General features: G+C 58.5%; 22 protein-coding genes and 1 riboswitch. Of the genes, 8 read left to right on the top strand and 14 right to left on the bottom strand.

Going from position 1 to position 21,815, the window contains the following annotated elements:
• Positions 1 to 7: 7 nt before the first annotated feature.
• The gene (locus tag ACOTXL_RS08515) at positions 8 to 1,114 is read left to right on the top strand and encodes an ABC transporter permease (RefSeq protein WP_045350702.1); all 1,107 of its coding nucleotides are present in this window, start codon (positions 8 to 10) and stop codon (positions 1,112 to 1,114) included.
• Here the strand turns inward: ACOTXL_RS08515 and ACOTXL_RS08510 are convergent.
• Positions 1,076 to 1,486, bottom strand: coding sequence for a YbhQ family protein (locus ACOTXL_RS08510; protein ID WP_003858499.1), 411 nt, complete (start codon positions 1,484 to 1,486; stop codon positions 1,076 to 1,078). The genes ACOTXL_RS08515 and ACOTXL_RS08510 overlap by 39 nt on opposite strands.
• 133 nt (positions 1,487 to 1,619) lie before the next feature.
• Here ACOTXL_RS08510 and ACOTXL_RS08505 point away from each other — a divergent pair, with 133 nt between their 5' ends.
• From ACOTXL_RS08505 to ACOTXL_RS08495, 3 genes are read left to right on the top strand one after another with little or no spacing between them, the layout of a single operon-like run.
• A complete protein-coding gene (locus ACOTXL_RS08505; protein ID WP_023315668.1) occupies positions 1,620 to 2,381 on the top strand; it encodes an endonuclease/exonuclease/phosphatase family protein in 762 nt (253 codons plus the stop codon).
• Positions 2,378 to 3,616 carry a cardiolipin synthase ClsB gene (clsB, locus tag ACOTXL_RS08500; RefSeq protein WP_003858503.1) on the top strand — a complete coding sequence of 413 codons (1,239 nt, stop codon included), beginning with the start codon at positions 2,378 to 2,380 and terminating at the stop codon, positions 3,614 to 3,616. The genes ACOTXL_RS08505 and clsB overlap by 4 nt, the downstream gene beginning before the upstream one ends.
• On the top strand, positions 3,616 to 4,578 hold the full coding sequence (locus ACOTXL_RS08495; RefSeq protein ID WP_003858505.1) for a lysylphosphatidylglycerol synthase domain-containing protein: 963 nt from the start codon (positions 3,616 to 3,618) through the stop codon (positions 4,576 to 4,578). Before clsB ends, ACOTXL_RS08495 begins: the two co-directional genes overlap by 1 nt.
• A 94-nt stretch (positions 4,579 to 4,672) precedes the next feature.
• On the opposite strand, the gene ACOTXL_RS08490 is transcribed toward ACOTXL_RS08495, so the two are convergent.
• The 6 genes from ACOTXL_RS08490 to moaA form a co-directional block, all read right to left on the bottom strand.
• A complete protein-coding gene (locus tag ACOTXL_RS08490; RefSeq protein WP_003858508.1) occupies positions 4,673 to 5,380 on the bottom strand; it encodes a Bax inhibitor-1/YccA family protein in 708 nt (235 codons plus the stop codon).
• A 58-nt stretch (positions 5,381 to 5,438) separates the two neighbouring features.
• Positions 5,439 to 5,891, bottom strand: a complete 453-nt coding sequence (moaE, locus tag ACOTXL_RS08485) for a molybdopterin synthase catalytic subunit MoaE (RefSeq protein ID WP_003858509.1) — start codon at positions 5,889 to 5,891, stop codon at positions 5,439 to 5,441.
• A gap of 1 nt (position 5,892) precedes the next feature.
• A complete protein-coding gene (moaD, locus tag ACOTXL_RS08480) occupies positions 5,893 to 6,138 on the bottom strand; it encodes a molybdopterin synthase sulfur carrier subunit (RefSeq protein WP_003858510.1) in 246 nt (81 codons plus the stop codon).
• On the bottom strand, positions 6,131 to 6,616 hold the full coding sequence (gene moaC / locus ACOTXL_RS08475) for a cyclic pyranopterin monophosphate synthase MoaC (protein WP_003858511.1): 486 nt from the start codon (positions 6,614 to 6,616) through the stop codon (positions 6,131 to 6,133). Before moaC ends, moaD begins: the two co-directional genes overlap by 8 nt.
• A gap of 3 nt (positions 6,617 to 6,619) precedes the next feature.
• Entirely contained in the window at positions 6,620 to 7,132 is a 513-nt protein-coding gene (gene moaB / locus ACOTXL_RS08470; protein ID WP_045350704.1) for a molybdenum cofactor biosynthesis protein B, read from the bottom strand.
• Between the two features lie 24 nt (positions 7,133 to 7,156).
• Positions 7,157 to 8,146, bottom strand: a complete 990-nt coding sequence (moaA, locus tag ACOTXL_RS08465) for a GTP 3',8-cyclase MoaA (protein WP_003858516.1) — start codon at positions 8,144 to 8,146, stop codon at positions 7,157 to 7,159.
• A riboswitch (molybdenum cofactor riboswitch) is annotated at positions 8,134 to 8,267 on the bottom strand. It overlaps the preceding gene by 13 nt.
• 226 nt (positions 8,268 to 8,493) lie before the next feature.
• On the opposite strand from moaA, the gene yvcK reads away from it, so the two are divergent.
• Positions 8,494 to 9,402 carry a uridine diphosphate-N-acetylglucosamine-binding protein YvcK gene (gene yvcK / locus ACOTXL_RS08460; RefSeq protein ID WP_023299636.1) on the top strand — a complete coding sequence of 303 codons (909 nt, stop codon included), beginning with the start codon at positions 8,494 to 8,496 and terminating at the stop codon, positions 9,400 to 9,402.
• A gap of 79 nt (positions 9,403 to 9,481) precedes the next feature.
• On the opposite strand, the gene uvrB is transcribed toward yvcK, so the two are convergent.
• Positions 9,482 to 11,497: an excinuclease ABC subunit UvrB gene (gene uvrB, locus ACOTXL_RS08455; RefSeq protein ID WP_003858519.1), complete on the bottom strand. Its 2,016-nt coding sequence runs from the start codon at positions 11,495 to 11,497 to the stop codon at positions 9,482 to 9,484.
• Between the two features lie 749 nt (positions 11,498 to 12,246).
• Between uvrB and ACOTXL_RS08450 the strand changes: the two genes are divergently transcribed.
• Positions 12,247 to 12,969 (top strand): ABC transporter ATP-binding protein, encoded by a 723-nt coding sequence (locus tag ACOTXL_RS08450; protein WP_045350705.1) that lies wholly within the window; start codon positions 12,247 to 12,249, stop codon positions 12,967 to 12,969.
• Here ACOTXL_RS08450 and bioD read toward each other — a convergent pair.
• From bioD to bioB, 4 genes are read right to left on the bottom strand one after another with little or no spacing between them, the layout of a single operon-like run.
• On the bottom strand, positions 12,932 to 13,633 hold the full coding sequence (bioD, locus tag ACOTXL_RS08445; RefSeq protein ID WP_072223407.1) for a dethiobiotin synthase: 702 nt from the start codon (positions 13,631 to 13,633) through the stop codon (positions 12,932 to 12,934). The two genes, ACOTXL_RS08450 and bioD, sit on opposite strands and share 38 nt — an antisense overlap.
• On the bottom strand, positions 13,626 to 14,381 hold the full coding sequence (gene bioC, locus ACOTXL_RS08440) for a malonyl-ACP O-methyltransferase BioC (RefSeq protein WP_032608895.1): 756 nt from the start codon (positions 14,379 to 14,381) through the stop codon (positions 13,626 to 13,628). Before bioC ends, bioD begins: the two co-directional genes overlap by 8 nt.
• A complete protein-coding gene (gene bioF / locus ACOTXL_RS08435; RefSeq protein WP_045350707.1) occupies positions 14,365 to 15,522 on the bottom strand; it encodes an 8-amino-7-oxononanoate synthase in 1,158 nt (385 codons plus the stop codon). Before bioF ends, bioC begins: the two co-directional genes overlap by 17 nt.
• On the bottom strand, positions 15,519 to 16,559 hold the full coding sequence (gene bioB / locus ACOTXL_RS08430) for a biotin synthase BioB (RefSeq protein ID WP_003858529.1): 1,041 nt from the start codon (positions 16,557 to 16,559) through the stop codon (positions 15,519 to 15,521). Before bioB ends, bioF begins: the two co-directional genes overlap by 4 nt.
• Positions 16,560 to 16,645: 86 nt before the next feature.
• On the opposite strand from bioB, the gene bioA reads away from it, so the two are divergent.
• Positions 16,646 to 17,935, top strand: coding sequence for an adenosylmethionine--8-amino-7-oxononanoate transaminase (gene bioA, locus ACOTXL_RS08425; protein WP_032628176.1), 1,290 nt, complete (start codon positions 16,646 to 16,648; stop codon positions 17,933 to 17,935).
• Positions 17,936 to 17,982: 47 nt separating this feature from the next.
• Complete coding sequence (locus ACOTXL_RS08420) at positions 17,983 to 18,459, top strand: kinase inhibitor (RefSeq protein ID WP_003858531.1); 477 nt, start codon at positions 17,983 to 17,985, stop codon at positions 18,457 to 18,459.
• Positions 18,460 to 18,525: 66 nt separating this feature from the next.
• On the opposite strand, the gene hutH is transcribed toward ACOTXL_RS08420, so the two are convergent.
• A complete protein-coding gene (gene hutH / locus ACOTXL_RS08415) occupies positions 18,526 to 20,046 on the bottom strand; it encodes a histidine ammonia-lyase (RefSeq protein ID WP_023324343.1) in 1,521 nt (506 codons plus the stop codon).
• The gene (hutU, locus tag ACOTXL_RS08410; protein WP_045350709.1) at positions 20,043 to 21,731 is read right to left on the bottom strand and encodes a urocanate hydratase; all 1,689 of its coding nucleotides are present in this window, start codon (positions 21,729 to 21,731) and stop codon (positions 20,043 to 20,045) included. The genes hutH and hutU overlap by 4 nt, the downstream gene beginning before the upstream one ends.
• Between the last annotated feature and the right edge of the window lie 84 nt (positions 21,732 to 21,815).

Here is a 21,815-nt window from a genome sequence, read left to right as displayed (position 1 = left end):
AGCGCGCATGTTTCACCGTTTATGGACACTGATCCGCAAAGAGCTGCAATCCCTGCTGCGCGAGCCGCAGACCCGCGCCATTCTGGTGCTGCCGGTGCTGCTTCAGGTTGTACTGTTTCCGTTTGCCGCCACGCTGGAGGTCACCAACGCCACCATCGCCATTTACAACGAAGACAATGGCAAGCATTCCGTCGAGCTGACGCAGCGCTTTGCGCGTGCGAAAGCCTTTACCCACATCCTGCTGCTGCAAAGCCCGCAGGACATTCAGCCCACCATCGACACGCAAAAAGCGCTGCTGCTGGTGCGCTTCCCGGCGGATTTCTCCCGCAATCTGGATACCTTCCAGACCGCGCCGATGCAGCTGATCCTCGACGGGCGTAACTCCAACAGCGCCCAGATCGCAGCCAACTACCTCCAGCAGGTGGTGAAGGATTACCAGCAGGAGCTGATGGACGGCAAACCGAAGCCCAACAACAGCGAACTGGTGGTGCGCAACTGGTATAACCCAAATCTGGACTACAAGTGGTTTGTGGTGCCGTCGCTGATCGCCATGATCACCACCATCGGGGTGATGATCGTCACCTCCCTCTCCGTCGCTCGCGAGCGCGAACAGGGCACGCTGGATCAGCTGCTGGTCTCTCCGCTCGCCACCTGGCAAATTTTCGTCGGCAAAGCGGTGCCGGCGCTAATTGTCGCCACCTTCCAGGCCACCATCGTGCTGGGGGTGGGAATTTGGGCCTACCAGATCCCGTTCGCCGGATCGCTGGCGCTGTTTTACTTCACGATGGTGATTTACGGGCTGTCGCTGGTGGGGTTTGGGCTGCTGATCTCCGCACTATGCTCAACGCAGCAGCAGGCGTTTATTGGGGTGTTTGTCTTTATGATGCCGGCGATTTTGCTTTCTGGGTACGTTTCGCCAGTGGAGAACATGCCGGTGTGGTTACAGGATTTGACGTGGATAAACCCGATTCGTCACTTCACGGATATCACCAAGCATATCTATCTGAAGGATGCGAGTCTGGATATTGTGTGGGGAAGTTTGTGGCCGCTACTGGTCATCGCGGCCACTACGGGCTCAGTGGCCTATGCGATGTTTAGACGAAACATCGCGTAGCTTTTTCTCTTTGGTGAGCAACGACACCACCGCGGGTCCTGCGAGGATAGCCAGACCCGCCAGGGCCAGCAGCAGGTTGTTTTGCAGCACGCGTGACAACAGCCACAGGACGATCATTGCCGCACCAAAATACCAGGTGGTGGTGAGCTCTTCGAGCACATCTCCCACTTCGCGCCAGCGCGCGTCGTGATGACGCTGTAAAAACAGCATCGACAGCACGGTCACGCCGTAAACCACGCATAACCCTAAGCCAACACGCACCAGCGTGCCGCTCATCCAGCCCATCACCAGTACGGCCACGACCAGTAAATGCAACATTATCTGCCAGCAACTCAAACCGGTTGCGACACGAACGCGTTGTTGCCACTTCATGGCTTCTCTCCTGAAGGATTTTTCTCTGCTAATTCAGACTACCGCACTTTACGGAAAATTCCGTAACGCCGCATCTTTTTGTGACGCCTACTACACTTTATTTTCATCGGGATAGTCACCCAGGAAGGTGTTTATGAGCAAAAAAACGCAGCATTTCTCGCTTAAGGTGCTGACGATAAACATTCATAAGGGCTTCACAGCATTTAACCGCCGCTTCATTTTACCGGAGCTGCGCGACGCGGTGCGCACCGTCAGCGCCGATATTGTCTGCCTCCAGGAGGTCATGGGCGCGCATGAAGTGCACCCGATGCATTTCGAAAACTGGCCCGACACGCCCCACTACGAGTTTCTGGCGGATACCATGTGGAGCGATTACGCCTACGGGCGCAATGCGGTCTACCCGGAGGGGCATCACGGTAACGCGGTGCTGTCGCGTTTTCCTATCGAGCATTATGAGAACCGGGACGTCTCCGTTGGCGAGAGTGAAAAACGCGGGCTGTTATACTGTCGTATCACCCCCCCAGAGCTCGATTTTCCCATTCATGTAGGCTGTGTTCATCTTGGCCTGCGTGAAGCCCACCGTCAGGCCCAGCTACAGATGCTGGCAGACTGGACAAATGCGCTGCCGGAGGGCGAGCCCGTGGTGGTGGCCGGTGATTTCAACGACTGGCGACAGCGTGCCAACCATCCGCTGAAGGTGAATGCGGGGCTGGAGGAGATTTTTACCCGCGCACGCGGTCGTCCCGCGCGAACGTTTCCGGTGCGCTTCCCCCTGCTGCGCCTTGACCGCATCTACGTAAAAAATGCCCACGCCAGTAGCCCGACGGCGCTGGCCTTGCTCAACTGGCGACATCTCTCCGACCATGCCCCACTCAGCGCGGAGATCCACTTATGAAATGCACATGGCAGGAAGGTAACCGTATTACGCTGCTGGAAAATGGCGATAACTATTATCCGGCGGTTTTTGAGGCGATTAGCCACGCACAGCAGAAAGTCTTTCTGGAAACGTTTATCTGGTTTGAAGATGACGTGGGCAGGCAGTTGCATAGCGCACTGCTGCATGCCGCTCGTCGCGGTATAAAAATCGAGGTCCTGCTCGACGGATATGGTTCGCCGGATCTCAGCGACGAATTTGTTAACGAGCTCACCGCCGCAGGGGTGGTGTTCCGCTATTACGATCCCGGCCCGCGTCTGTTCGGCATGCGCACCAACCTGTTCCGCCGTATGCACCGCAAAATTGTGGTGGTGGATGAAACGGTGGCCTTCGTGGGCGGCATTAACTACTCCGCCGAGCATATGTCGGATTACGGTCCCGAAGCGAAACAGGACTACGCGATCCGTATCGAAGGGCCGGTAGTGCAGGACATCCAGCTGTTCGTGCTGGAAAACTTACCCGGCAAGGAGGCCGTCCGCCGCTGGTGGCGACGCCGTCACCGCCCGGAGGAGAACCGCAAGCCTGGCGAGGCGCAGGCCCTGTTCGTCTGGCGTGATAACGAGGAGCATCGGGACGATATCGAGCGTCATTACCTGAAGATGCTGGCGAACGCGAAGCGCGAGGTGATTATCGCTAACGCCTATTTCTTCCCCGGTTACCGGATTTTGCATGCCATGCGCAACGCGGCCCGACGCGGCGTGAGCGTGAAGCTTATCGTGCAGGGTGAGCCCGATATGCCGATTGTGAAGGTGGGCGCGCGTCTGCTCTATCGCTATCTGGTCAAAAGCGGCGTGCAGATCTATGAATATCGCCGCCGCCCGCTGCACGGCAAAGTCGCCGTGATGGATGACCACTGGGCGACCGTCGGCTCCAGCAACCTTGATCCGCTGAGCTTATCGCTGAATCTGGAAGCGAACCTCATCATCCACGATCGCCAGTTTAATCACACCCTGCGCGATAACCTTCAGGGTCTTATTAATAAAGACTGCGTGCGTGTGGATGAGTCCATGGTGCCGAAACGCAGCTGGTGGAACGTGGGCATCGGCGTGGTGGTGTTCCACTTCCTGCGCCACTTCCCGGCCATGGTGGGCTGGCTGCCCGCGCATACGCCGAAACTGGCGCTGGTGGATCCGCCTGTGCAACCCGAAATGGAAACCCAGGACCGCGTAGAGGCGGAAGATGGAGGGAAAACCTGATGTCAAAATCTCATCCTCGCTGGCGGCTGGCGAAAAAAATCCTGACCTGGCTGTTCTTTATTGCCGTCGCGGTCCTGCTGGTGGTGTATGCCCAGAAGGTGGACTGGGAAGAGGTGTGGAAAGTTATTCGCAACTACAACCGGACAGTCCTGCTGGGTGCCGTTGGGCTGGTGATTGTGAGCTACCTGATGTACGGCTGCTATGACCTGCTGGGACGCGCCTACTGCGGTCATAAGCTTGCCAAACGGCAGGTTATGCTGGTGTCATTCATCTGCTACGCCTTTAACCTGACGCTGAGCACCTGGGTGGGCGGGATTGGTATGCGCTATCGCCTGTACTCCCGCCTTGGCTTACCGGGCGGCACCATTACGCGTATTTTCTCCTTAAGCATCACTACCAACTGGCTGGGGTATATTCTGCTGGGCGGGGTGATTTTCACCATCGGCGTGGTGCAGCTGCCTGCGCACTGGTACATCGATGAGGCCACTCTGCGCATTCTGGGCATCGTACTGCTGCTGATCATCGCGGCCTACCTGTGGGCCTGCGCCTTTGCCAAACGTCGTCACATGACCATTAAAGGCCAGAAGCTGGTGCTGCCGTCATGGAAGTTTGCCGTCCTGCAAATGGTGGTTTCCAGCGCCAACTGGATGGCGATGGGGGCCATTATCTGGCTGTTAATTGGCGAAGATGTGAATTACTTCTTTGTGCTGGGCGTGTTGCTGGTAAGCAGTATTGCCGGGGTGATTGTGCATATTCCGGCGGGTATTGGCGTACTGGAAGCGGTGTTTATCGCGCTGCTTGCGGGGGAGCATGTGTCTCACGGGACGATTATCGCCGCCCTGCTCGCGTACCGCATGATCTACTACTTCCTGCCGCTGGCGCTGGCAACGGTCTGTTATCTGGTGCTGGAGAGTCGGGCCAAGAAGCTGCGCGCGAAGAACGAGAAGGCAATGGCAAAATAAAAGCAAAACGGCAACTTCGTTGCCGTTTTTAGGGTTTGTTCCCTCTCCCTGTGGGAGAGGGTCAGGGTGAGGGCATCAGACAGCGCCACCCTCACTAACGACGGTTGCCGAAGATACGCAGCAGCATCAGGAACAGGTTGATGAAGTCCAGATAAAGCGTCAACGCGCCCAGAATCGAGTATTTGCGCAGGTTTGAACTGTCACGAACATCAATTTGTTCACCGATGTTTTTGAGCTTCTGGGTGTCGTAGGCGGTTAAGCCCACGAAGATCACCACCCCGATATAGGTCACCGCCCACATCAGCGCGTCACTTTTCAGCCACAGGTTCACCAGCGACGCCAGCACAATCCCAATCAGCCCCATAAACAGCATGTTGCCGAAGCCGCTCAGGTCACGTTTGGTGGTGTAACCGTACAGGCTCATCACACCGAACATCCCGCCGGTCACCACAAAGGTGCTGGCGATGGAGGAGTAGGTGTAAACGATGAAAATACTGGAAAGCGTCAGCCCGGTCAGCGCCGAATAGAGCATAAACAGCGTGGTCGCCATACCCGAGCTGAGCTTGTGCACCAGCCCGGAGAGCACAAATACCAGCGCCAGTTGCGCAATAATCAGCCCAAAGAAGGTGATTTTGCTGGAGAAGATAAACATCATCAGTTCAGGCGTGTTTGCCGCATACCACGCGATAAACGCGGTAAGCAGCAGGCCAACCGTCATCCAGCCATATACCTGAGCCATGTAGGTTTGCAGCCCGCTACGGGTCTGCTGAACTATCGAATCGGAACGCGGAAATCGGTCCATGATTCACTCCTGATTAAGTAAACACACATGTTAAGACTAACACATCCACGTAAACCTGTTACCAACGGCTGGCGGCATGCTTATCGCTGTCGCGTGATTCCACCCAGCGCTCACCTTCCGGCGTCGCTTCACGTTTCCAGAACGGCGCTTTGGTTTTAAGATAATCCATGATGAACTCCCCCGCCGCAAACGCACTCCCGCGATGGGCGCTGGTGACGCCGACAAACACAATCTCTTCGCCGGGCCACATTTCGCCGATGCGATGGATAACCGTAACGCGTCCCAGCGGCCAGCGGCCTCGCGCCTCTTCGACAATGGCCGCCAGTGATTTTTCGGTCATCCCCGGATAGTGCTCCAGCGTCAGCGCTTTTACGCTGTCGCCGAGGTTGTGGTTACGCACTTTTCCGGTAAACGTCACGACCGCGCCGTCTTCATCGCGCTCTGCCAGCCAGCTGTATTCGGTACCGACGCTAAAGCGCTCAGGGCCGACCAGAATTCGGGTTTCCGTCATCTTAACCCCCTGTGACCGGCGGGAAGAAGGCCACTTCGTCCCCATCGGCCAGCGGGTGGGTCAACTCCACCAGCGTCTGATTCACGGCGGCCAGCAGTTTGCCTTCATCCAGCGCCAGCGCCCAACGGTCGCCTTGCGCCGCCAGATGCGCGCGCAGGGCGGCGACGTTTTCGAAAGAGCCGTCCAGCGTCAGGCTGTCGGTATTGACCAGCTCACGGACCTGGGCAAAAAAAAGCACCTTAATCATGGCTTTCTACCTTAAAATCGCCGGATTTGCCGCCGCTTTTTGCCAACAGACGCACCGGGCCAATCACCATATCTTTCTGCACCGCTTTACACATGTCGTAGATGGTCAGCGCCGCCACGGAGGCCGCCGTCAACGCCTCCATCTCCACGCCGGTTTTCCCGGTTAAGCGGCACAAGGACTCGATACGCACGCGATTATGCGCCGGCTGCGCCTGCAAATTTACCTCCACTTTGCTGAGCATCAGCGGATGGCAGAGCGGGATGAGGTCCCAGGTACGTTTAGCGGCCTGAATACCAGCGATACGGGCGGTGGCAAACACATCACCCTTGTGATGGCTGCCGTCGATAATCATCGCCAGCGTCTCCGGCAGCATGGTGATGAACGCTTCAGCACGCGCCTCGCGCACCGTTTCGGCTTTGGCGGAGACATCCACCATATGCGCTTCGCCAGCGGCGTTTATGTGGGTCAGTTGTGACATAGCTTATTTCTTTAAATGGGGATGGAAATTACACGGACGGGTACGAGCATCCAGCTGCGGGGCAATAATGTTTTCCCACGCGGTGCGGCAGGCTTTGGTCGACCCCGGCATGGCGAAGATCAGCGTCTTGTTCGCCACCCCCGCGACAGCACGGGACTGAAGCGTAGAGGTACCAATCTCTTCAAACGAGAGCATGCGGAACACTTCGCCGAAGCCTTCCACTTCGCGATCGAACAGCGGGAGCAGCGCTTCCGGCGCCTGGTCGCCTGCGGTAAAGCCGGTGCCGCCAGTGATCAGCACCACCTGGACGTCATCGTTCGCAATCCACTGTGAGACCTGAGCGCGAATGGCGTAACGGTTTTCTTTGACGATCGCTTTATCAACAATCTGGTGTCCGGCTTCGTGTGCCGCCTCGCGCAGCCAGTGGCCGGAGGTATCATCCTCTTCACCACGACGTTCGGAAACGGTAAGAATAGCAATGCGTGTCGGGATTAATTCCGCGCTTACTTGACTCATCTTCTGGTTCCTTCTAAAGCCTGATTACCCGCCGATATAGGACAGGTTCTGAGTAATGCCGGTGTTGCCCTGATGCAGGAAATGGGTCTGCTTTTTGTGCGTCAGCGCCTCGGAAATGCGTGCTTCAAGCGCGTCCTGTTGAGCGTCATCTTCCAGCAAATCGCGCAGATCGACGCCGCCATCCCCGAACAGGCAAAGATGGAGCTTGCCAACGGAGGAGACACGCAGGCGGTTGCAGCTGGCACAGAAGTCTTTTTCATAGGGCATGATCAGGCCGATTTCGCCTTCATAATCCGGATGACAAAAAACCTGCGCCGGGCCATCGCTGCGCTGGCGGATCTGATGGATCCAGCCGCGTTTCAGCAGCTCGTCGCGCAACACCATGCCGGAAATATGGTGACGACGGAACAGCTCGCTGCCCTCGCCCGTTTCCATCAGCTCGATAAAACGCAGTTGAATGGGACGGGATTTAATCCACGCCAGGAAGGTGTCCAACTGATGGTGGTTTACGTCGCGCATCAGCACCGTGTTGACTTTGACTTTTTCGAACCCGGCGGTAAACGCCGCATCGATGCCGTCCATCACCTGGCGGAACTTGTCCTGACCGGTAATGGCGTGAAACTGCCGGGCATCAAGGCTGTCCACGCTGACGTTGATCGCCGTCAGCCCCGCATCGCGCCAGTACGCCACGTCACGCGCCATGCGGTAACCGTTGGTGGTCACCGCGATCTGGCGGATACGTTCGTTTTCACGCACGGCGGCAATAATGTCAGGGAAATCACGACGCAGGGAGGGCTCTCCCCCGGTAAGACGCACTTTTTCCGTGCCGAGTTCCGAGAACGCACGCGTAACGCGGCGTACTTCATCCACGGAGAGAAAGCCATTATTGGTGACGCTGCCCGGCTTGTAGCCATCGGGCAGGCAGTAGGTGCAACGGAAGTTGCACACATCGGTAATCGACAGACGCAAGTAGTAAAACTTACGCGCGAAAGCATCAGTAAGTTGTGAAGCCATGTACACCTTTCCAGATCGGGAGGCACAGTCATTTCTTTCTGTACCCTGGTGGCAAATCCGCCACGGCCAGGGCGCCATATCTCTCGACACAGGCGCCAGGGCTAGAGTGTATGTTTTCAGTTTTGAAAACGTGGTTATGGCGATAGTAGCGTGGAAATCGCCACTTCGCCATTGTCGCTTTTCGCTATATAAATTTATACATAACGATGTTATCGTGCATTTTCACTACAGAATACGCAAAAACAGCGCTTTCGCATTGATATACGTCATTATGGATTGTGAGAGGCATCGTCTTTTAGGAGTAGTTGCGTTACTGTGACGCAAGCTTAACAGGATAAGGAATAGGTATGCGCAATCGCACTTTTGCGGATCTGGACCGCGTGGTCGCTCTTGGCGGAGGTCACGGGCTGGGACGGGTTATGTCGTCGTTATCGTCACTGGGCTCGCGCCTGACGGGCATCGTGACAACAACGGACAACGGCGGCTCAACCGGGCGGATCCGACGTGCTGAAGGCGGGATAGCCTGGGGCGACATGCGCAACTGCCTCAACCAGCTCATCACTGAGCCAAGCGTGGCCTCGGCGATGTTTGAGTACCGTTTTGGCGGGAATGGCGAACTTTCAGGCCATAACCTTGGAAATCTGATGTTAAAGGCGCTGGATCACCTGAGCGTGCGCCCTCTGGAAGCGATCAATTTAATTCGTAACCTGCTAAAAGTGGATGCGTTCCTGATCCCAATGTCCGAACAGCCGGTAGATTTGATGGCGATCGATGCTGACGATCACGAAGTGTATGGTGAAGTGAATATCGACCAGCTTCTTCTGCCGCCAAAAGAGCTGATGACCTACCCCAGCGTACCCGCAACGCGTGAAGCGGTAGAAGCGATTGGCGAGGCCGATCTGATCCTGATTGGGCCGGGAAGTTTTTACACCAGCCTGATGCCGATCCTGCTGGTGAAAGAGCTGGCGCAGGCGCTGCGCAGAACGCCTGCGCCCATGGTCTATATCGGTAATTTAGGCCGCGAACTCAGCCCGGCGGCGGCAAGCCTGTCGCTGGCGGATAAGCTGGACCTGATGGAACAGTACGTTGGTAAGAAAATTATCGATGGTGTCGTGGTCGGACCGAAAGTGGATGTATCAGGGATTGGCGATCGCGTGGTGGTACAGGAGCCGCTGGAAGCCAGCGATATTAAATATCGCCACGACCGCCATCTTCTACGCGAGGCGCTGGAGAAGGCGATTCAGGCATTAGGTTAGGTTCGTTTTGTGCGGCCTGATGCCCTCACCCCGGCCCTCTCCCACAGGGAGAGGGAGAAAACGCCACCGGGCAAAAAATTCACGATGCCGCAATAAACAGATCCCGCAGCTGATGCAGCTGATCGCGGATTTGCGCAGCCTCTTCGAACTCCAGGTTCTGCGCATGCTGCATCATCTGCCCTTCCAGCTCGTGGATCTTCTGCTGCAACGCTTTCGGCGTCAGCGCGACGGTATCCTCTTCCACCACTGAACGGGCCTTGCCGCGGCCTTTCGCTTTAGTCTTCGCAATGTTCTGACCCAGCGCCAGGATATCCACCACCTTCTTGTTCAACCCCTGCGGCGTGATGCCGTGCTCTTCGTTATAGCGCTGCTGCTTCTCGCGACGACGTTCCGTTTCGCCAATCGCTTTGGCCATCGACGGGGTGATTTTATCCCCGTACAGGATCGCCTTCCCGTTGACGTTACGCGCGGCGCGGCCAATGGTCTGGATCAGCGAGCGCTCGGAACGCAGGAAGCCCTCTTTGTCCGCGTCCAGAATCGCCACCAGCGACACCTCAGGCATATCCAGCCCTTCTCGCAGAAGGTTAATCCCTACCAGCACGTCGAACTCGCCCAGACGCAGATCGCGGATGATCTCCATACGCTCCACGGTATCGATATCCGAGTGCAGATACCGCACCTTCTCACCGTGTTCTTCCAGATACTCCGTCAAATCTTCCGCCATACGTTTGGTGAGCGTGGTAACCAGCACGCGCTCGTTGATGGCGGAACGGGCACGTATTTCCGAGAGCAGATCGTCCACCTGCGTCGCCACCGGACGCACCTCGATAATCGGATCCAGCAGCCCGGTCGGACGCACCACCTGGTCCACCACGTCATCACCGGATTTTTCCAGCTCGTAGTTGCCCGGCGTCGCCGATACGTAGATGGTCTGCGGAGCAAGCGCCTCAAATTCTTCAAACTTCATCGGACGGTTGTCCAGCGCTGACGGCAGTCGGAACCCGTACTCCACCAGCGTCTCTTTACGCGCGCGGTCACCGCGGTACATCCCGCCTATCTGGGGGATCGTAACGTGGGATTCGTCGATCACCAGCAGGCCGTCCGCCGGAAGGTAGTCAAACAGCGTCGGCGGCGCTTCGCCCGGCCCGCGCCCGGAGAGGTAGCGCGAGTAGTTTTCGATGCCGGAGCAGTAGCCCAGCTCGTTCATCATCTCCAGATCGAACTGGGTACGCTGGCTCAGGCGTTGCTCTTCCAGCAGCTTATTGTTCGCCAGCAGCACCTTGCGGCGGTCCGCCAGCTCAATTTTGATCTCTTCCATCGCCTGCACGATACGCTCGCGTGGCGTCACGTAGTGCGTTTTCGGGTAGATGGTGAAGCGCTGGATCACCGACTCGACGTGACCGGTCAACGGATCGAACAGCGACAGGCGTTCAACCTCTTCGTCGAACAGCTCCACGCGCAGCGCCATGTCGTCCGATTCCGCCGGGAAGATATCAATCACCTCGCCGCGCACGCGGAAGGTCCCGCGCTGGAACGCCTGATCGTTACGGGTGTACTGCAACTCCGCCAGACGGCGCAAAATCGCCCGCTGATCGATGATCATCCCCTGCGTCAGGTGCAGCATCATCTTGAGATAGAGATCCGGATCGCCCAGGCCGTAGATCGCCGACACCGAGGCCACCACCACCACATCACGACGCTCCAGCAGCGCCTTGGTCGCCGACAAACGCATCTGCTCGATATGTTCGTTCACCGAGGCATCTTTCTCGATAAACGTGTCGGAGCTGGGAACGTAGGCTTCCGGCTGGTAGTAGTCGTAGTAGGAGACGAAATACTCCACCGCGTTTTCCGGGAAGAACTCTTTCATCTCACCATACAGCTGCGCCGCCAGCGTTTTGTTCGGCGCGAGGACCATCGTCGGACGCTGGAGATCGGCAATGACGTTGGCAATGGTAAAGGTTTTGCCCGAACCGGTAACCCCCAGCAGGGTCTGGTGCGCCAGCCCGTCCTCCAGCCCCTCTTCCAGGCGACGAATAGCCTCGGGCTGATCCCCGGAAGGACGGAAAGCAGAATTCAGTTTAAACGGTTTACTCATGGGCGACGACCTGATGACAGAATAAGCGGCAGGTGAGTAATTTTACTCGTTGTGGCCAGGATTGCCAGTAAAAAACACTGGATGAAAAACCAGTAGCGTGTCAGGATATTTAGCGTAGCGCAGAGAGGATTAGTGCGTTCGCGAGCCAAATTTTGACTGTGACAAAATAAAACACCAGCCTCAGGGGGTTATCCCCAGAACTATTACTTTTTTAACATTTGTCAAGGGCGGTTATGAAAGTTTTATGGCAACAGGTGTCGCTGGCGTTGAGGGAATTGCTTTTATCTAATTCGTTAAAAAATAAAGACTAATTTATTAAGCCGCGTTTCCCATCAATTTGGTCGTAACCCGCGTATTCTCTCGCTTATCGCGTGTTTTCTAACTCTAATGCACAAGGTTATCCACAGGAATAGTGGATAACTGCCTCCAGCCCGTACAGCATGCACTTCAGCAAATTCCCGGTTTTTCCCACGAAGCGGCAGTAAAAAATTTTTATCACTCTTTTTTGCCTGGAAAACGTTCATTTTTTCATAAGCAACTGGCGAGATCTTAATCACAATTCTGTCATTTCTCCTGCACCACGATTCGACATACGCGGCACCGGGAATGTGCATTTCGTATAAACGTACAGCTTTTGATAGTGAGTTATTCCTAAAAATGGCCTTTTTTTAATCATTATGAAGTTCCTGGCAGGCGTTTTGCAGACATCACTCTGTGCATCACCCCCACACATTTTTAAGGAGAGAAAGATGTTGAGTCTGCGTGCTGTAAATCAGTTTTACGGAAGCCAACATACGCTATGGAACGTGAATATCGATTTCCCGCAAGGCATCTGTACGGGCATTGTTGGCCTGCCTGGCATGGGTAAATCCACGCTCATGAACTGCATTACCGGAAAGGTGCCCGTTGAGAGCGGCACCATCATCTGGCATGAGGCTGGCGCGCCGCCGCGTAATTTGCTCAGCCCTGCGTCAGCATTCACGGCGCCGCCGACGATAGGCTACGTCCCGCAGGATCGGCGGATATTTTCCCAGCTGACCGTCGATGAAAATCTGCATATCGCTATGCGGGCGACGGGGAAATCCGACCCGACATCAAAAAATGACGTGTACGCCCTGTTTCCGGAGCTCTATCCGCTGCGACAGAGCCGTGCCTCTGCGCTGTCCCCCGACGACCAGTATCAGCTGGCTCTCGCCAGTGCGCTGGTTAATCGCCCGCGCGTGTTGATTCTGGATGAGCCCATGTATGGCGCAGGGCACGGTTTCGCGCGCAGGCTGGGGCAGTTGCTGGTGCGGCTGAATCGGGAGCTGGGAATGACGGTGCTGTTAGCTGAGCAACAGCTGTCGTTTATCCGCCGGGTAGCGGATCGTTTCTGCATGCTCTATCGCGGGCGTAACGTGGCACAGGGCCACGTTAACGAGCTGGATGACGACCTTATTGCGCACTGGATGGCTCGGGACATAAGGCGCTAAGGTCAAGATAGCGTCCGGTTTCCGCCTGCTCTGCGCCGTCGGCAAGGCACGGGATCTCGCCGAGAAACGGCGCAGGCAGCCCCCGCTTCAGCGTCGCCAGGTACTCAGCATGACGTTTACCCGGCGCAACCACGTCATTGGCAATCCACCCTGCCAGACGCAACCCGGCCTGCTGCACGGCCTGAGCGGTCAGCATGGCGTGATTGATACAGCCAAGCTTCACGCCGACCACCAGAATGACCGGAAGCTGCTCGGCCTGCACCCAGTCAGCAAATGTCTGCTCGTCGGACAGCGGGGTAAACCAGCCGCCAGCCCCCTCCACCAGCACCCAGTCGGCCTGCGTTTCCAGGTCGCGTAACCCGGAAGAGAGCACCGAAAAATCAATCGGACGATCTTCATCGGCGCTGACGATGTGCGGCGAGGTGGGTTCAGCAAAGGTATAGGGGTTCACCGCAGAATAGGCCAGCGCAAGGCTGCTATTACGCTGTAGCGCCAGCGCATCGGTATTGCGTAAGCCTTCCGGCGTCATCTCGCTGCCGGAGGCTACGGGCTTATACCCGGCAGTTGTTTTCCCCAGCAGACGCGCCGCCTGCAACAGCGCAGCGCTGGCAACCGTTTTACCGACTTCAGTGTCCGTGCCGGTAACAAAATAACGTTCAGTCACGTTCAATAATCCCATGAAAAAGATGATAAGAGAGCGGGAACCGGCCCCGCTCCTGCGGCCAGGCCAGCTCGAGACGCTGGAGTTGGCCGCGGGTAAGGGGTTTCTTCTCCCGTCCGGCGTGCAGGTGCGTCGCGCCTATGCCCTTAAGCGATCGCATGGCGCTTAACGCATCGCTAAATTCGAGGGTGACGGTCTGGACCACGCTGCGATAGCGCCAGCCTGCCAGCGCCTGAGTGACCTGTTCGTGCGAGAGAAACCGGTTGGCATGAGGCTGTGCATCCACTGCCCTCCACGCCTGATTCAGCTCCGGCAACGAACTTTCCAGCAGGGTGGTAAAGGCCACCGCTCCGCCGGGCCGCGCCACGCGGTATAACTCGCGTAGGGCCTGCGGCAGGCTGGCGCACCACTGCACCGCCAGATGGCTCCAGACGAGGTCAAACAGCGCATCCTCCAGCGGGATGGCCTCGATATCGGCCACCAGATAACGGTCTGCTGACTGCTGCTGGCGGGCTTCATCCAGCATCTGCGCGGATAAATCCAGCGCCGTGACGTGGCTACCTGTTGCGCGCCAGTATCGGCTATTGCCGCCTGGCCCGCAGCCTGCGTCGAGCACCTGCGCAAAACGCCCGTCACCGAGCGCGGCCAGCAGCCCGCGGGCGCTCAGGCGTTGCAGCTCATCGTGCTGTGAATAGCTTTGCGCTGCCCGGCCAAACGCGGCGGCAACGGCCTGTTTATTGACGAGAGACATACAGTGCCTCCAGAAGCGTATCGATATCCTGCGGCTCATGCGCTGCCGTGAGCGTCAGACGCAAGCGCGCGGTGCCTGGTGGCACGGTGGGTGGGCGGATCGCCGTGACCCACTGCCCGCGTTCTCGTAGCGCCTGTGCCACCATCAGCGCCCGATGGTTTTCACCCACAATTACGGGCTGAATGGCGCTGTGCGAGTCGGTAAGCCGGTAAGACAGCTCGCTTATCCCCCGGCGAAAACGCTGAATATGGTCGGCCAGGCGCGCCCGGCGTTCAGCGCCGTCTTCGCCGCGGATCACCGCAAGCGACGCAGAGAGCGCCACGGCCTGCGCCGGGGGCATGCTGGTGCTGTAGATCAGGTGACGGGCGAACTGCACCAGGTAATCGGCCACCGGCTCGCTGCACAACACCGCGGCGCCGCTGACGCCGAAGCCTTTGCCGAAGGTGACCACCAGCAGTTCCGGCCTGACGCGTTGCTGGTGCGCGCTTCCGCGCCCCTCCTCGCCGGTGACGCCAATGCCGTGGGCATCGTCGACCAGCAGCCAGGCGTTCTGCTGTTTTGCGACGTCATGCAAGGTGGCAAGGGGCGCGCTGTCGCCGTCCATGCTGAATACCCCTTCCGTCACCGCCAGCTGAAGCCCAGAACAGGGTTTACCCAGCAGAACGTTCAGCTGAGAGGCATTGTTATGGGCAAAACGCCGCAGCTGCGCCGGGCTGAGACTGGCCGCTTCAAGCAGAGACGCGTGGCTCAGGCGGTCCGCGACGATGCGGTCATCTTTGCCCATCAGGGCGGCAATCACCGCCTGATTCGCGGCAAAACCGGAGATAAACAGCAGCGCCCGCGGGTAGCCCAGCCAGTCGGCCAGCTCTTCCTCCAGCGCCTGATGCGCCGTGGTGTAGCCGCTGACGAGCCCGGAGCCGCCGCTGCCCACGCCGTAACGATCCGCGCCCTGCTGCCAGGCGCGAACGATCTGCGGGTGCTGGCTCAGTCCCAGATAATCGTTGCTGGAGAAATTACAGAACCGCTCTCCTTCCCGGGTGAGAAAACGGCCTGCACCGTTTTCCACTACCCTGCGCACCCGAAACGCATCCGCCGCCCGCCGCTCGTCGAGCGCGGTCCTGATACGTGCCTGCCAGGTCATACGGCTGCCGCGTTGTAGAACTGGTCGGTGTCGGCGTTAAAAATCTGCTGCTCCAGCTGCTGCTGTTGCTCGTTATCCCCCACCTGTACCCCGGTCTGGTGTGGGTTCAGCCCCAGCTTGCGGAACAGCTGGACATCTTTGTCCTCTTCCGGGTTTGGCGTGGTCAGCAGTTTGCAGCCGTAGAAGATGGAGTTGGCCCCGGCCATGAAGCACATCGCCTGGGTCTGCTCGCTCATCTGCTCACGACCGGCAGAGAGGCGAACGTAAGAGGTCGGCATCATGATGCGCGCCACCGCGATGGTGCGGATGAAATCGAAGGCATCCACGTCCTCGTTATCCGCCAGCGGCGTGCCTTTTACCTTCACCAGCATGTTGATGGGCACGCTTTCCGGCGGGGTCGGCAGGTTTGCCAGCTGTAACAGCAGGCCGGCACGATCTTTTACCGTCTCGCCCAGTCCCACGATCCCGCCGGAACAGACCTTGATCCCCGCATCACGCACTTTATCCAGCGTGTCCAGACGCTCCTGATAGGTACGCGTGGTGATGATGTTGCCGTAGAACTCCGGCGAGGTATCAAGGTTGTGGTTGTAGTAATCCAGCCCCGCCGCCGAGAGACGCTGCGCCTGCTCTTCGTTCAGCGTACCCAGGGTCATGCAGGCTTCAAGCCCCATCTCCTTCACCCCCTTCACCATCTGCTCCAGATAGGGCATGTCGCGGTCATGCGGATTTTTCCACGCCGCGCCCATGCAGAAGCGGGTCGAGCCAGCGTTTTTGGCCTTGCGCGCGGAGTCGAGCACTTGCTCGACTTCCATCAGGCGCTCGGATTCGAGACCGGTTTTATAGCGCGCGCTTTGCGGGCAATATTTGCAGTCTTCCGGGCAAGCCCCGGTTTTGATCGACAGCAGCGTGCTGACCTGAACATGACGCGGATCGAAGTGCTGGCGGTGCACCTGTTGCGCCTCAAACATCAGCTCCAGGAAAGGTTTATTGAATAATTCAGTGACTTGCGACATCGTCCAGCGTGCGTGGTGAGCCATCGGGCTTCTCCAAAGGGTTTTGTTAATTGTCGGTTCGGTTTATACTTGTAAACCTAAAACTTTTCAAAATGGTTTACAAGTCGATTATGACCCAGGACGATCTCGCCTTCGACAAGCAGCATATCTGGCACCCTTACACCTCCACGACCCGCCCCCTTCCCGTCTATCCGGTAGCCTCTGCCCACGGCTGCGAGCTGCATCTCGCCAGCGGCGAGCGGCTTGTTGACGGGATGTCCTCCTGGTGGGCGGCGATCCATGGCTACAACCACCCGCGTCTGAACGCGGCGATGAAAGCGCAGATTGACCAGATGTCACACGTGATGTTTGGCGGGATCACGCACCAGCCCGCGGTGGATTTATGCCGTCGCCTGGTAGCGATGACGCCTGAATCGCTGGAGTGTGTTTTCCTGGCCGACTCCGGCTCGGTGGCCGTGGAAGTAGCGATGAAAATGGCGTTGCAGTACTGGCATGCGAAGGGCGAAACGCGCCAGCGGTTCCTCACCTTCCGCAACGGCTATCACGGCGACACCTTCGGGGCGATGTCGGTGTGCGATCCGGACAACTCCATGCACAGCCTGTGGAAAGGCTACCTGCCGGAAAACCTGTTTGCGCCAGCCCCGCAGAGCCGCTTCGACGGCGAATGGGACGAGATGGACATGGTGGGCTTCGCGCGGCTGATGGCGGCCCATCGCCACGAGATTGCCGCCGTTATTCTCGAACCGATTGTGCAGGGCGCGGGCGGAATGCGGATCTATCACCCCGAGTGGCTGAAGCGCATTCGGAAGATGTGCGACCGCGAAGGAATTTTGCTGATTGCCGATGAGATCGCCACCGGCTTTGGCCGTACCGGGAAGCTGTTTGCCTGCGAGCATGCGGGGATCGCGCCGGATATTCTGTGCCTGGGGAAAGCGCTCACCGGCGGCACCATGACGCTCTCCGCCACGCTTACCACGCGCCAGGTTGCCGACACCATCAGCGACGGTGACGCGGGCTGCTTTATGCACGGCCCGACGTTTATGGGCAACCCGCTGGCCTGCGCCGTGGCAAGCGAAAGCCTCGCCATTCTGGAGAGCGGCGCGTGGCAGACGCAGGTGGCGGCGATTGAGGCGCAGCTGAAGCAGCAGTTAAGCGCGGCGGCGGAGGCGGAATACGTCGCGGACGTCCGCGTACTGGGCGCCATCGGGGTAATCGAGACAACGCATCCGGTGAACATGGCCGCGTTGCAGCGCTTCTTCGTTGACCAGGGCGTGTGGGTGCGACCTTTCGGTAAGCTGATTTACCTCATGCCGCCGTACAGCATTTCTGCGGATCAGCTCCGCAAGCTGACCGGGGCAGTGGTTGAAGCCGTTAACACTTCAGCGCATTTCGCGATTTAACCCCATGCGTTACACTTTCTGAATGAGTGAGTAACGAGGAAAATCGGATGAAAATCATCAGTAAAGATTTGCGCGACGGCGAAAAGCTGCCGGAACGTCACGTGTTTAACGGGATGGGTTATCAGGGGGATAATATCTCTCCCCATCTGGCGTGGGACGATGTGCCAGCGGGAACCAAAAGTTTTGTTGTGACCTGCTACGATCCGGATGCGCCAACCGGGTCGGGCTGGTGGCACTGGATCGTGGCAAACCTGCCCGCCGACACGCGCGTATTACCGCAGGGCTCCGGTTCCGATCTGGTTGCTCTGCCTGACGGTGCGATTCAGACGCGCACTGACTTTGGCAAAGCGGGCTACGGCGGCGCGGCGCCGCCAAAAGGGGAAACGCACCGCTATATCTTCACCGTGCACGCGCTGGATGTGGACAAGATTGAGGTCGACGAAGGGGCGAGCGGCGCGATGGTAGGCTTTAACGTGCATTTCCATTCGCTGGGTAGCGCGTCGATTACGGCGATGTATTCGTAATCGTGCGGGCTGATGCCCTCACCCCGGCCCTCTCCCACAGGGAGAGGGTTAGGGTGAGGGTAAAAATCACAGCACGGAAGGCAATAACCCCACCAGCCGCCCTTCTTGCAGAAGCTGCATCGCCTTATCAATATCCGGCGCAAAGAAGCGGTCGTCATCGTAGTGCGTAACGTGCTCGCGCAGCGTATGACGCGCCTGCTCCAGCAGCGGGCTGGATGTTAGCCCTTCGCGCAAATCAATACCCTGACACGCCGCCAGCCACTCCACCGCCAGCACGCCGCGGGTGTTAGAGGCCATCTCCCACAGACGACGCCCGGCAGCCGGGGCCATCGACACGTGATCTTCCTGGTTGGCTGAGGTTGGCAGGCTGTCCACGCTGTGCGGGTGCGACAGCGCCTTGTTCTCGCTTGCCAGTGCCGCGGCGGTGACCTGGGCGATCATAAAGCCCGAGTTCACGCCGCCGTTACGCACCAGGAATGGTGGCAGCTGGGACATGTGCTTATCCATCATCAGCGCGATTCGACGCTCAGACAGCGCCCCGATTTCGGCAATCGCCAGCGCGATATTATCTGCCGCCATCGCCACCGGCTCGGCGTGGAAGTTGCCGCCAGAAACCACCTCGTTTTCCTGGGCAAACACCAGCGGGTTATCGGACACCGCATTGGCCTCCACCAGCAGCACTTCTGCCGCCTGGCGCAGCTGAGTCAGGCATGCGCCCATCACCTGCGGCTGGCAGCGCAGGGAATACGGATCCTGCACCTTCTCGCAGTTATGGTGTGATTCGGCAATGTCGCTGGTATCGGTAAGTACGTGGCGGTACATGGCAGCGGCATCAATCTGACCGCGCTGGCCGCGCACCTCGTGGATGCGGGCATCGAACGGACGACGCGAGCCGAGCACCGCCTCAGTGGTCAGTGCACCGCACACCACCGCCGAGGCGAACAGATCTTCCGCTTCAAACAGACCGCGCAGCGCGAAAGCGGTCGACGCCTGCGTGCCGTTGAGCAGCGCCAGCCCCTCTTTTGCCGCGAGGGTGATCGGCGTTAAACCGGCTTTTTTCAGCGCCTCTTTCGCAGGCAGCCACTCCCCTTGCCAGCGCGCCTGGCCTTCACCCAGCAGGAGCAGCGACATATGCGCCAGCGGCGCCAGATCGCCGGAGGCGCCGACGGAGCCCTTCGCCGGGATCCACGGATAAACTTCCGCATTGACCAGCGCCATCAGCGCCTGGATCACGCTCAGACGAATGCCGGAAAACCCACGCGCCAGGCTGTTGATTTTCAACACCATCATCAGGCGGACGATCTCATCGTCCAGCGGCTGGCCAACCCCCGCCGCGTGCGACAGCACCAGCGAACGCTGTAAATTCTCCAGATCGTGCGTGGCGATGCGGGTCTGCGCCAGCAGGCCAAACCCGGTATTGATGCCGTAGGCGGTGCGCCCCTCCGCCACAATCGCCTCCACGCAGGCCACGCTGTCGTTAATGGCACGGTGGGCGCTTTCATCAAGGGAGAGTGTCACCGGCTGACGCCAGACGTGACGCAGCTGTTTGAGCGTCAGCGAGCCGGGAGTAAGTGTTAACGCGTTCATGCAGGCTTTCCTTGTGTGGCGGGGATCATCGGCAGGTTCAGGCCCTGCTCTTTGGCACAATCAATGGCAATCTCGTAACCCGCATCCGCGTGACGCATCACGCCGGTTGCCGGGTCGTTGTGCAGCACGCGAGCGATACGCGCGGCCGCTTCATCAGTTCCGTCACAGACGATGACCATCCCGGAGTGCTGGGAGAAGCCCATCCCGACGCCGCCGCCGTGGTGCAGCGACACCCAGGTCGCGCCGCTGGCGGTGTTCAGCAGGGCATTCAGCAGCGGCCAGTCGGAGACCGCATCCGAGCCGTCGCGCATGGCTTCGGTTTCACGGTTCGGACTGGCGACAGAGCCGGAGTCCAGGTGGTCGCGGCCAATGACGACCGGCGCGGAGACTTCGCCGCTGCGCACCATTTCGTTAAAGGCGAGGCCGAGTTTTTGCCGCCACTCCAGCCCGACCCAGCAGATACGCGCCGGCAGGCCCTGGAAGTTAATGCGCTCGCGCGCCATATCCAGCCAGCGATGCAGGTGTTCGTCATCGGCGACAATCTCTTTCACTCTGGCATCGGTTTTGTAGATATCCTCCGGATCGCCGGACAGGGCAACCCAGCGGAACGGCCCAATGCCGCGGCAGAACAGAGGACGGATATAGGCGGGCACGAAGCCGGGGAAGTCAAAGGCGTTATTCACCCCCATTTCTTTCGCCATCTGGCGGATGTTATTCCCGTAATCAAAGGTCGGAATACCCATCTTACTGAAGGCCAGCATCGCGGAGACGTGTTCTGCCATGGCGCGTTTAGCCGCCAGTACCGTGCCCTCAGGATCGGTTTCTGCTTTTTGCTGGTAGTCTTCCCATGTCCAGCCTTTTGGCAGATAGCCGTGGAGCGGATCGTGAGCGCTGGTCTGGTCGGTGACCAGATCCGGACGCACGCCGCGCGCCACCAGTTCCGGCAGAATATCCGCCGCGTTGCCGCACAGGGCAACCGACACGGCTTTGCCTTCAGCGGTGTACTTTTTGATGCGCGCCAGCGCGTCATCGAGGTTGTCGGCCTGTTCATCGACATAGCGGGTACGCAGACGGAAATCGATGCGGCTCTGCTGGCACTCAATGTTTAGGGAGCACGCGCCCGCCAGCGTCGCGGCCAGCGGCTGCGCGCCGCCCATGCCGCCCAGTCCGGCGGTGAGCACCCAGCGGCCTTTCAGTGAGCCGTTATAGTGCTGACGGCCCGCTTCCACGAAGGTTTCATAGGTGCCCTGCACAATCCCCTGGCTGCCGATGTAGATCCAGCTACCGGCGGTCATCTGGCCGTACATGGCCAGCCCTTTTGCGTCCAGCTCGTTGAAGTGTTCCCACGTCGCCCAGTGCGGCACCAGGTTGGAGTTGGCAATCAGCACGCGGGGCGCATTTTTATGGGTTTTGAATACGCCAACCGGTTTGCCGGATTGCACCAGCAGCGTTTCGTCGTTTTCGAGATTCGTCAAAGACTCGACAATCGCGTCATAGCACGCCCAGTTGCGCGCGGCGCGGCCAATGCCGCCGTAGACCACCAGCTCGTGGGGATTTTCTGCTACCTCAGGATCAAGGTTGTTCATCAACATGCGCAGCGGTGCTTCGGTGAGCCAGCTTTTTGCGGTGAGCGTGGTGCCGCGCGCGGCGCGGACATCCTGCTTGCGGTATTTATCTGACGACATTGTGTGTTCCTCATAAGGGACAGATGATGCATTTAGATATACTTGTATAGACAAGCACATACAAGGTCGGATTTAACAAAAAAG

This window comes from Enterobacter cloacae complex sp. IR5402 (genome assembly GCF_049238125.1).
GTDB classification, from domain to species: Bacteria; Pseudomonadota; Gammaproteobacteria; order Enterobacterales; family Enterobacteriaceae; genus Enterobacter; species Enterobacter hormaechei_C.
The sequence above is the reverse complement of the archived record's forward strand: the minus strand, read 5'-3'. Positions and strand labels throughout refer to the sequence as shown.

Bases quoted from the DNA above. Each gene is read 5' to 3' on its own strand.
- yvcK (WP_023299636.1), top strand. From the start codon at position 8,494: ATGCGCAATCGCACTTTTGCGGATCTGGACCGCGTGGTCGCTCTTGGC.
- ACOTXL_RS08510 (WP_003858499.1), bottom strand. From the start codon at position 1,486: ATGAAGTGGCAACAACGCGTTCGTGTCGCAACCGGTTTGAGTTGCTGG.
- ACOTXL_RS08515 (WP_045350702.1), top strand. From the start codon at position 8: ATGTTTCACCGTTTATGGACACTGATCCGCAAAGAGCTGCAATCCCTG.
- ACOTXL_RS08505 (WP_023315668.1), top strand. From the start codon at position 1,620: ATGAGCAAAAAAACGCAGCATTTCTCGCTTAAGGTGCTGACGATAAAC.
- bioC (WP_032608895.1), bottom strand. From the start codon at position 14,381: ATGTCTCTCGTCAATAAACAGGCCGTTGCCGCCGCGTTTGGCCGGGCA.
- uvrB (WP_003858519.1), bottom strand. From the start codon at position 11,497: ATGAGTAAACCGTTTAAACTGAATTCTGCTTTCCGTCCTTCCGGGGAT.
- hutU (WP_045350709.1), bottom strand. From the start codon at position 21,731: ATGTCGTCAGATAAATACCGCAAGCAGGATGTCCGCGCCGCGCGCGGC.
- moaA (WP_003858516.1), bottom strand. From the start codon at position 8,146: ATGGCTTCACAACTTACTGATGCTTTCGCGCGTAAGTTTTACTACTTG.
- ACOTXL_RS08495 (WP_003858505.1), top strand. From the start codon at position 3,616: ATGTCAAAATCTCATCCTCGCTGGCGGCTGGCGAAAAAAATCCTGACC.
- clsB (WP_003858503.1), top strand. From the start codon at position 2,378: ATGAAATGCACATGGCAGGAAGGTAACCGTATTACGCTGCTGGAAAAT.
- moaE (WP_003858509.1), bottom strand. From the start codon at position 5,891: ATGACGGAAACCCGAATTCTGGTCGGCCCTGAGCGCTTTAGCGTCGGT.
- hutH (WP_023324343.1), bottom strand. From the start codon at position 20,046: ATGAACGCGTTAACACTTACTCCCGGCTCGCTGACGCTCAAACAGCTG.
- bioB (WP_003858529.1), bottom strand. From the start codon at position 16,559: ATGGCTCACCACGCACGCTGGACGATGTCGCAAGTCACTGAATTATTC.
- bioF (WP_045350707.1), bottom strand. From the start codon at position 15,522: ATGACCTGGCAGGCACGTATCAGGACCGCGCTCGACGAGCGGCGGGCG.
- bioA (WP_032628176.1), top strand. From the start codon at position 16,646: ATGACCCAGGACGATCTCGCCTTCGACAAGCAGCATATCTGGCACCCT.
- moaD (WP_003858510.1), bottom strand. From the start codon at position 6,138: ATGATTAAGGTGCTTTTTTTTGCCCAGGTCCGTGAGCTGGTCAATACC.
- moaB (WP_045350704.1), bottom strand. From the start codon at position 7,132: ATGAGTCAAGTAAGCGCGGAATTAATCCCGACACGCATTGCTATTCTT.
- moaC (WP_003858511.1), bottom strand. From the start codon at position 6,616: ATGTCACAACTGACCCACATAAACGCCGCTGGCGAAGCGCATATGGTG.
- ACOTXL_RS08490 (WP_003858508.1), bottom strand. From the start codon at position 5,380: ATGGACCGATTTCCGCGTTCCGATTCGATAGTTCAGCAGACCCGTAGC.
- ACOTXL_RS08420 (WP_003858531.1), top strand. From the start codon at position 17,983: ATGAAAATCATCAGTAAAGATTTGCGCGACGGCGAAAAGCTGCCGGAA.
- ACOTXL_RS08450 (WP_045350705.1), top strand. From the start codon at position 12,247: ATGTTGAGTCTGCGTGCTGTAAATCAGTTTTACGGAAGCCAACATACG.